The sequence below is a fragment of the Shewanella holmiensis genome (assembly GCF_025370255.1).
GTDB lineage: Bacteria > Pseudomonadota > Gammaproteobacteria > Enterobacterales > Shewanellaceae > Shewanella > Shewanella holmiensis.
The window spans coordinates 1-1,635 of sequence record NZ_JAMTCD010000057.1; the positions used below are offsets into that span (position 1 = coordinate 1).

The 1,635-nt window shown below is 46.9% G+C and carries 2 protein-coding genes; both read left to right on the forward strand.

Annotation, left to right across the window (positions count from 1 at the left end; all coding sequences use genetic code 11):
• Nucleotides 1–91 precede the first annotated feature (91 nt).
• Nucleotides 92–982 (forward strand): tyrosine-type recombinase/integrase, encoded by an 891-nt coding sequence (locus NE535_RS18600; RefSeq protein WP_261300038.1) that lies wholly within the window; start codon nt 92–94, stop codon nt 980–982.
• Nucleotides 979–1,635 (forward strand): IS91 family transposase (locus NE535_RS18605; protein ID WP_261300039.1); only part of this gene is annotated, 657 nt, incomplete at its 3' end. The genes NE535_RS18600 and NE535_RS18605, both read left to right, overlap by 4 nt.

Consider the following 1,635-nt stretch of genomic DNA (forward strand, 5'->3'; position numbering starts at 1 on the left):
GCGGCAGAAAAGATAAAAGCTCACCTTTATTCTCCCATCTTAAATACTTACTAGACCCTGCCTACCTTGGCATTTATCTAGGAGTATCACTATGAACACTCACGAGCAACAACGCTTTGATTTTCTTTATGAACAACATCTTACCAACTTAACGCTGCAAGGCAAGCGGCCTGCGACCATCGATGCCTACAGCCGCGCCGTTAGGCGCATTAGTGCTTATTTCGACGCTTGCCCTGATAACCTTTCAACGGATGATTTGAAGCGCTACTTTGCCAGTTTGATTGATTCACATTCATGGAGCACCGTAAAACTCGACCGTAATGGGCTACAGTTTTTCTATCGACATGTACTTAATCAACACTGGGAGTGGCTTAATATTGTTAAGCCGCCACAAGTCCATAGACTGCCCGACATTCTTACGCCCGCAGAAGTTTCTATCGTTATTAGTCTTACTCATAAGCTGCGATATCAAGTGTGCTTTCTAGCCTTATACAGTATGGGATTACGCCTCGGCGAGGCCATTTCACTGCAGGTTGGTGATATCGATTCACAGATGATGCAGGTGCACATTCGTAACGCTAAAGGCGGTAAGGACAGATTAGTTCCGCTACCACAACGTACCCTGTTAGCGCTGCGATATTACTGGCAAACCCATCGCCACCCACAGCTGATTTTTCCTGGTAAAGATGGCCAGCCAGACTCAAAGATAGATAAAGGCGGTATTCAAAAAGCACTCAAGCGGGTTATTCGGGAGTGTAATATTCACAAATCCATTAGCCCACATAATTTACGCCACAGCTACGCCACTCATTTGTTAGAACAAGGGTTAGATTTGCGCTCAGTGCAAAGCCTGCTCGGTCACAACAGCCTGAATACCACTGCCCGATATACCCGTCTCACCACTATCACTCGCAAAAATACTGCTCTGTCCGTTAACCAACTGACTGATAATTTGGTGCTCAAATGGGAGTGTGGACTATGAAGTTCATTGAACTTTTACGCGACCACCTTGATGCTTTTAATCAGGCTTATGATGGTCACATGACATCATCCATGCGTCACGCCATTTTTGCCATGCTCAGTTGTCGCACCAACACTGAGCGAACCAGCCAGTGGGCATGCCGCAGCTGCACGCATACTGCAGACTTTCCATTATCATGTGGTCATCGCAGTTGCCCGCAATGCCAGCACAACACCACGACAGACTGGCTCAACAAACAGCAAGCTAAACTCCTGCCCGTAGAATATTACATGGTGACGTTCACCTTACCTTATGAGTTGCGAGTCACGGCTAAACATCAACCCGAGTTGATGTATCAAGCCATGTTCTCGGTGGCCGCCAGCGTGCTAAAAGACTTTGCTAAAAATTCAAAGCAACTCGGTGGTGAGGTTGGATTTACTGGCGTGTTGCATACCCATAATCGAAGGCGTGACTTGCACCCGCACATTCACTTCATCATTCCGGCAGGCAGCTTTAATAAGCACAAAAAACAGTGGAAAAAGAACAAGGGTAAATACCTGTTCAACGCCTTTAACCTGGCCAAAGTGTGGCGAGCCCGATTGCTAGCGCAACTAACCGATAAGCTCAACATCAAGCTACCAACCGCTATTCCAAAAAAGTGGGTGGTAGACTGC

Coding starts and splice junctions, on each gene's coding strand:
- NE535_RS18600 (WP_261300038.1), top strand. CDS start 92: ATGAACACTCACGAGCAACAACGCTTTGATTTTCTTTATGAACAACAT.